Source organism: Phenylobacterium sp. (assembly GCF_035475775.1).
GTDB lineage: Bacteria > Pseudomonadota > Alphaproteobacteria > Caulobacterales > Caulobacteraceae > Phenylobacterium.
In genome coordinates, this window is the sequence record NZ_DATIMC010000063.1 from 1 (window position 1) to 7,125 (window position 7,125).

Below are 7,125 nucleotides of genomic sequence, written 5' to 3' on the forward strand. Positions count from 1 at the left end.
CGGAGCTCGGAATAGCCGACGCCGCTCGGGCCGATGGGCTGGTAGCGGGTCGGGGCCGTCGCGCAGGCCGCGAGCGCGAGGCAGGCGACGGCGGGGAGAAGAGCGCGTTGCATGGCGCACCTCAAAATGGGCGTCCCTTCAGCCACGTTCCGCCAGACCGAGGCCGGAGGCAAGCGCCTGGAAATCCGCGGGAACCTCGGACTCGATCCGTTTCAGCCCGCCCGCCGGGTGCGGGAAGGTGAGCGCCTGGGCGTGCAGCATCAGCCTGGCGACCGCCTGCCCCCCCACGGCCAGGCTCCCGCCATACCGCGCATCGCCGGCGATCGGGCGGCCGATCGAGGCCAGGTGCACGCGCAGCTGATGCATGCGCCCGGTCTGCGGCTCGAGCTCGACCAGTCCCGCCCCCGCGGCGGCGGCCAGGGTGCGGTAGCCGGTGACGGCGCTCTCGGCGTCCGGATGTTCGGCCGCACAGATGCGCATATAGGCCTCGCGGCCGATCTCCTCGCGCCTGAGCGGGGCGTCGATGACGCCGACCGAAGGCTCGGGCGGGCCCGGCGTCACGATGGCGCGGTAGCTCTTGTGGATCCGGCGGGCCATCATCGCCTTGCCGAGGAAGCCCGCGGCCGGCTGAGTCTTGGCGGCCAGGATCACGCCGGAGGTGTCGCGGTCGAGCCGGTGGATCAGCCGTGGCCGGGCCTTGCCCGGCCTGGCCAAGGCCCAGAGCAGCTCGTCCAGCGTGTTCGCGCCGCGCCGGCCGCCTTGGCTCGAGAGGCCGGGCGGCTTGCGCAGCGCCAGCAGCTCGGCGTCCTCGTAGATCACCAGGCTCCTGACGAAGGCGATCTCTTCCGGCGTCAGGACGACGGGATGCAGTGCGGGCTTCTTCACCCGCCGTGTGTAGGGGCAAACGCGCAGCTCCCGAAAGCCCTCCGAGGAATGGGGCCAACGGTCTGCTTCAGGAGCTCTTGCGGCTTCGCAGCGCCGCCCAGCGCTCCATCCGCTCCTTGATGCGGGCCTCCGAGCCCTCGCCCTTGGGCTGGTAGAAGCGCCGGCGCTCCATCTCCTCGGGGAAGTAGTCCTGGCCGGAGAAGCCTTCCTCGACTTCGTGGTCGTAGGCGTAGCCCTTGCCGTAGCCGAGGTCCTTCATGAGCCGGGTGGGGGCGTTCAGGATGTGCTTGGGGGGCATCAGCGAGCCGGTCTCCTTGGCCGCCGCCATGGCCGCGCCGAACGCCTTGTAGACTGCGTTGGACTTGGGCGCGGTGGCGAGGTGCACCACGGTCTGTGCGAGCGCGATCTCGCCCTCCGGCGATCCCAGGAAGTCGTAGGTCTCCTTGGCCGCGTTGGCCAGCAGGAGCGACAGCGGGTCGGCCTCGCCGATGTCCTCGGCGGCGGCGCGGATCAGCCTTCTGGCGATGAACAGTGGATCCTCGCCGCCCGCCAGCATGCGGGCGAGCCAGTAGAGGGCGGCGTCGGGATCGGAGCCGCGGATCGACTTATGCAGCGCCGAGATGAGGTTGTAGTGCTCCTCGCGGTCCTTGTCGTAGGCGGGCGAGCGCTTCTGCAGCACCTGCCCCAGCTCCCGGGTGGCGAGCGGCTTGACCGAGCCGATGTTGAACAGGGTCTCGGCCAGGCTGAGCAGGTAACGGCCGTCGCCGTCGGCCAGCGCCAGGAGCGCGCCGCGGGCTTCGGGCTCGAGCGGCAGCGGCCGGCCCTCATAGCCCTCGGCCTTCTCCAGCAGGGTTTCCAGCGCCGCGTCGTCGAGGCGCTTGAGCACGAACACCTGGCAACGCGAGAGCAGGGCGCCGTTGAGCTCGAACGACGGGTTCTCGGTGGTGGCGCCCACCAGCGTGACGACCCCCGCCTCCACGAACGGCAGGAAGCCGTCCTGCTGGGCGCGGTTGAAGCGGTGGATCTCGTCGACGAACAGCAGCGTCGACTGGCCCGCGGCGCGGCGCAGCCGGGCGGCCTCGAACGCCTTCTTCAGGTCCGCAACGCCGGAGAACACAGCCGAGAGCTGCTGGAACTCGTAGCCCGCGGCCTTGGCGAGCAGGCGCGCGATGGTCGTCTTACCGGTGCCCGGCGGACCCCACAGGATCATCGACGACAGCCGCCGGGCCTCGGCCATCCGCCGGATCGGCCCGTCGGGCCCGAGCAGATGATCCTGGCCCACCACTTCGTCGAGCGTCTTCGGCCGCAGTCGGTCGGCGAGCGGCGAAGGGGCCTCAGGCGTGATCCCGGCGGCTTCGAACAGGTCGGCCATGCGAACGGAGTAGCACTTCCCTCCCCTTGATGGGGAGGGTGGCCCGAGCGCAGCTCGGCCGGGTGGGGAATTGAGGGGCAAGAACTCCGAATAGGAGTCCGATCCGTTCTTCCCCACGCTGACCGCTCCGCGGCCTGTCCATCCCGGTCAAGGAAGGGACGAACTACACCTGGAATTCGCCGGTGATCTCCTGGCCGTCGCGCTCGATGGTGAGCTGCCAGACCTGTGAGCCGGTCTGCAGCGCGGCGACCAGTTGGGCGACGCTGCCGACCTTGCGGCCGTTCACAGCCTTGACGATGTCGCCGGGCCGCAGGCCCGCCTGGCCGGCGAGCCCCTGGCCGGCGCTCACGATCATCACCCCAGTGGCGGCGAAGGGGTCGAGGCCGTACTGATCGGCCACGGCGGGCGAGAGGTTCACCACGGTCGCGCCCTGCAACGGGTTGCGCCCGCCGACCACGCGCTCGTCGCGCGCCGGACTCGCCGGCGGGGCCTCCGCGCGCAGGATCGCCTGCCGCTCGCCTTTCCCGCGGCGCACGCCGAGGCGGATCGCATCGCCGATCTTGTGGGTCGAGATCACATAGGCCAGCCCGCTGGCGTCTGCGAGCGGCTTGCCGTCCACCGAGGTGACCACGTCGCCCTGATGCAGGCCGGCCTGCGCGGCCGGACCGCCGGGCCAGATGTCGGCGACCAGCGCCCCCTGGGGCGTCGCAAGTCCGAGGCTGCGGGCGATCTCGGGCGTGACGGACTGGGTGCGGGCGCCGAGCCAGGCGCGGACCAGCGATCGGCCGCCGCCGAGCGCGGTCTCCACCACCCGCTTCACCAGCGCCGCGGGAATCGCGAAGCCCACGCCCGACGAGGTGCCCGAGCGCGACAGGATGAAGGAGTTGATGCCGATGATCTCGCCGTTCATGTCGACCAGGGGGCCGCCCGAGTTACCCGGATTGATCGCCGCATCGGTCTGGATGTAGCTCGAGGCGTCGCTGCCGGAGGGATCGGCGGTGCGGTTCAGCGCCGAGACGATGCCGTTGGTCACCGTCTGGCCGACCCCGAACGGATCGCCGATGGCCAGCACGAGATCGCCCACCTGCAGGTCGCCGGTGTCGTTGATGGCCAGCGCCGGGAGCTTGCCGCCGGGGACGTCGATCTTCAGCACGGCGAGGTCCGTGCGGGCGTCGGCCAGCAGCACGTGGGCCGGGAACTCGCGGCGGTCGGCGAGCGAGACGGTGATCTCCTGGCCGTTCTCGATGACGTGGTTGTTGGTGATGATCACGCCGTCCGAGCGGACGATCACGCCCGAGCCCAGCGAGCCTACGATCCGGTCGCGCGGCGCGCCGATGCCGAACAGCTCCCAGAAGGGGTCGACCTGCTGGCGCACCATGCGCTTGGAGGAGATGTTCACCACCGCCGGCGCGGCCTTCTTCACCACCGGCGCGAAGGACTGGCGCATGCCGAGCGCGCTGGTCGGCACGCTGCGCGTGGGCGCGGGCAAGGGGGTCTGGGCCTGGCTGTGGCCGGAGGGCGAACAGGCGGCGAGCAGGACGAGGGCTGGGATCAGGACGCGGACGGCGCGCATGGGCTCTCCGGACGAGACGAGAACCCGCCGCACTCTGCCAAGGTTTCGGGCGCAATCATGGCGAGCCTTCAGGCCGCCGGGCGCTCCGGCGCCGGGGCGTGCGCCGTGCGCAGGGCAAGCAGGAAACCCAGCGTCAGGAGGCCGGCGGAGAGATAGATGGCGAGGCCCGGCGAATGCAGGCTCGCCTGATGGCGCAGCGACCAGGCGAAGGTCTCGCCGAAGATCAGCGGGCCCACGATCGAGGCGATGCCCTGCAGGCTCTGGTTCGCGCCCTGTAGCTGGCCCTGCGCCGACGGCGACACCCGCCGGGTCATCAGCCCCTGCAGGCCGGGCATGATGAGCCCCGACAGCGCGAAGATCGGCGCGCCCAGCAGGTAGGCCCATCCGACCGAGGCGGCGCCATACCAGACGAACCCGCTCGCCCCGGCGAGGAGTCCCAGCAGGACGACGCGGCGCTCGCCAAGTCCTGCGACCGCCGGGCCCACCAGGAACATCTGCACGATGACGCCCAGCACGCCGGTGAGCAGGAACGTGAGCCCGAGCACGCCCGGCGTCCAGCCATAACGGTAGGTCGTGTAGAGCACGAAGATCGTCGGCAGCACGATCTGGGCGAGCTGGAACAGGAAGCCCACGCCGGCGAGGCCCAGGAGGCCCGGATGGCCGCGCAGCAGGCGCAGCGATCCCAGGGGATTGGCGCGCGCCCAGTTGAAGGCCTTCAGCCGCCGCTCGGGCGGGAGCGACTCGGGCAGGATGAGCAGCCCGTAGAACCAGTTCACGGCGGTTATCGCCGCGGCCGCCAGGAACGGCAGCCTGAGGCTGTGCTCGCCCAGCACCCCGCCGATCGTCGGGCCGATGATGAAGCCGAAGGAGAAGGCCGAGGTCAGCATGCCGAAGCTCTTGGCGCGGCGCTCGGGCGCGGTGACGTCGGCGAGGTAGGCGCCGGCGGTGGAGAAGCTGGAGGCGGTCATGCCGTTCAGGATGCGCCCGACGTAGAGCCACCACAGGCTCGGCGCGAAGGCCATGAACAGGAAATCGACCGCCAGGCCGAAGAAGGAGATCAGCAGCACGGGCCTGCGGCCCACCCGGTCGGAGAGCATGCCGAGGATCGGGCCGACGAAGAACTGCATCAGCCCCCAGCTGGCGCCGAACACCATATTCCATTCGGAGGCCGCGGCGGTGTCGCCGCCGGTGAACTGGCGGATCAGGTTCGGCAGGATCGGGATCATGATGCCGAACGAGACCGAGTTCATCAGCGCGCTGGCGAAGATGAAGCCGAACGCCGCCTGGCGCCGCTGCGGCGCGCGCGTCGCCCCCGCCGGCGCAGGCCTCTGAAGCGGAGCGGCGGCGTCGTCCATCAGGCATCCCGCTGCGGAAACAAAACCGGAACTCGAAGATCACCGTTACGCAAGTTCGCCGAGCGAGGCAAGCTGCGCGCGCCAGAACTCGGCAAGCCGCAGGAGCAGGACCTGGTCCGGAAAGCCATGCCGCGCCGCGCTGTCCGCCGGCACGCGGTCGAAGCCTCGATGCTCGACGCTGACGCGGGTCTCATCGCCCACCGGCTCGAAGCGCACCTCCACCTCGGTTCGAAGATCGGGCGGGAAGTTGGCCTGCCGATAGGCGAACACCAGCTTTGAAGGCGGCTCCCAGGCCGTGATCCTGCCGATCTCGAACACCTTGCCATTGGCCAGGGTTTCCGTGAGCCGTCCGCCCTCCCCGGCCTCGAACGCCAGCCGCCCCGGCGCGCGCGGGGTGGTCTGGAACAGCCCGTTCGGCCGCCACCAGGCGCCGATCTCGCCCACAAAGGCCTCGAAGGCGCGCTCGGGAGAGGCCTTCACCCGCAGCGCCACGAAGACCTTGGAGATCATCGGCGCCGCTCGACATGCGCCTTGAAGGCCACCAGTTGCTCACCCCAGAGACGCTCCGCCTCCTCCAACCACCGCTTCAGCTCGCTCATGGCTCCCGCCCTCAAGGCGTAGATGCGCACGCGGGCGTCGAACTCGGGATGGCTCTCCTCGACCAGGCCGCCCTCGCGCAGCGTCTTCAGCCGCCGGCTCATCGCGGGCGCGGGCAGATCGAGTTCGCGGGCCAGCTCGCCCGCGGGCCGCGGCTGACGGGCGAGCAGCTCGACTGTCCGGCGGCAGAACGGATCTGCGAGCGCCGCCAGCGTTCGGTCGAGCTCGGCCGGCGCCGGCCTCACACCCAGCCCTGGATCTTCAGGCCGCTGGCCTGCTCGGCCTCTTCGCGGCTCACCTGCCTGACCGTCTGGCCGACGGTCCAGATGTGACCCTCGGGGTCTTTGCAGCGGTAGGTCCGGTCGCCGTAGAACTGGGTGGCAGGCTCCTGGATGATCTCTGCGCCCGCGGCCCTGGCGCGTGCGCAGTGGCCGTCGAGGTCGTCCTCCACATGCAGGTGCAGGAACTGGGTGTTCTTGCCGCCGACCGACTTCGGGCTGCGGGTGTCCTCATGCCACTCGCTGCCCACCATGAGGAGCCCGTCGCCGAAGCTGAGCTCGGAGTGGGACAACTGGCCCTCGGGGGTCTCGATCAGCATGGCGACCTCGCAACCGAAGGCCTTCTCCAGCCAGGCGATGGCCGACTTGGGGTCCTGATAGAACAGGGCTGGCGTGACCGATGCGCGCGCCATGGCCGATCTCCTTTCCGCGGGTTGGAATATTTCTCCATTCTAGCAATTATCCGGGCAAAAGAAAGAGCCCCGGGTTGGCCGGGGCTTCTTCCTGCGGGCGCCGAAGCGCTCAGGCCTCGGCGAAGCTCTCCACCACGGGGCCGGAGTCCTTGCCCTTCTCGGCCGGGTCGCGATCGACGAACTCGATCACCGCCAAGGGGGCGTTGTCGCCGAACCGGTAGCCCGCCTTCAGCACCCGGATATAGCCGCCGCTCCGCTCGGCGTAGCGGGGGCCGAGCGTGCCGAACAGCTTGCCCACCTGCTCCACGTCGCGCACCCGGGAGATGGCCATGCGCCGGGCGTGCAGGTCGCCGCGCTTGGCCAGCGTCACCAGCTTCTCCACGAAGGGCCGAAGCTCCTTGGCCTTCGGAAGCGTGGTCACGATCTGCTCGTGCTTGATCAGGCTGGCCGCCATGTTGGCGAACATGGCCGTGCGGTGGCTGCTGGTGCGGCCCAGTTTGCGGTGCGCGTGACCGTGGCGCATGGAAAACTCTCCTTCGAGGCGGGGCGTCTCCCGACGCGCCGCGGCAAATCACATCTGGTCTTCGAACTTCTTGGCCAGCTCTTCGATGTTCTCCGGCGGCCAGTTCGGCACGTCCATGCCGAGGTGCAG

9 protein-coding genes are annotated in these 7,125 nt (G+C 70.2%); all 9 read right to left on the reverse strand.

From position 1 onward, the window contains the following. Nucleotides 1-138 precede the first annotated feature (138 nt). The gene (locus VLI41_RS07810; RefSeq protein WP_325267510.1) at nucleotides 139-885 is read right to left on the reverse strand and encodes an RluA family pseudouridine synthase; all 747 of its coding nucleotides are present in this window, start codon (nucleotides 883-885) and stop codon (nucleotides 139-141) included. Between the two features lie 67 nt (nucleotides 886-952). Next, a complete protein-coding gene (locus tag VLI41_RS07815; protein WP_325267511.1) occupies nucleotides 953-2,257 on the reverse strand; it encodes a replication-associated recombination protein A in 1,305 nt (434 codons plus the stop codon). A gap of 163 nt (nucleotides 2,258-2,420) precedes the next feature. Continuing rightward, on the reverse strand, nucleotides 2,421-3,830 hold the full coding sequence (locus VLI41_RS07820) for a Do family serine endopeptidase (protein WP_325267512.1): 1,410 nt from the start codon (nucleotides 3,828-3,830) through the stop codon (nucleotides 2,421-2,423). Nucleotides 3,831-3,898: 68 nt separating this feature from the next. Then, the gene (locus VLI41_RS07825; protein ID WP_325267513.1) at nucleotides 3,899-5,185 is read right to left on the reverse strand and encodes a TCR/Tet family MFS transporter; all 1,287 of its coding nucleotides are present in this window, start codon (nucleotides 5,183-5,185) and stop codon (nucleotides 3,899-3,901) included. 45 nt (nucleotides 5,186-5,230) lie between these two features. Beyond that, nucleotides 5,231-5,695 carry an SRPBCC family protein gene (locus tag VLI41_RS07830; RefSeq protein ID WP_325267514.1) on the reverse strand — a complete coding sequence of 155 codons (465 nt, stop codon included), beginning with the start codon at nucleotides 5,693-5,695 and terminating at the stop codon, nucleotides 5,231-5,233. Further along, nucleotides 5,692-6,027, reverse strand: a complete 336-nt coding sequence (locus VLI41_RS07835; protein WP_325267515.1) for an ArsR/SmtB family transcription factor — start codon at nucleotides 6,025-6,027, stop codon at nucleotides 5,692-5,694. The genes VLI41_RS07830 and VLI41_RS07835 overlap by 4 nt, the downstream gene beginning before the upstream one ends. Then, entirely contained in the window at nucleotides 6,024-6,473 is a 450-nt protein-coding gene (locus VLI41_RS07840) for a VOC family protein (protein ID WP_325267516.1), read from the reverse strand. The genes VLI41_RS07835 and VLI41_RS07840 overlap by 4 nt, the downstream gene beginning before the upstream one ends. 109 nt (nucleotides 6,474-6,582) lie before the next feature. Then, nucleotides 6,583-6,996 (reverse strand): 50S ribosomal protein L17, encoded by a 414-nt coding sequence (rplQ, locus tag VLI41_RS07845; protein WP_325267517.1) that lies wholly within the window; start codon nucleotides 6,994-6,996, stop codon nucleotides 6,583-6,585. A 48-nt stretch (nucleotides 6,997-7,044) separates the two neighbouring features. Beyond that, nucleotides 7,045-7,125: hypothetical protein (locus VLI41_RS07850; RefSeq protein ID WP_325267518.1), on the reverse strand; the 81-nt coding region annotated here is incomplete at its 5' end.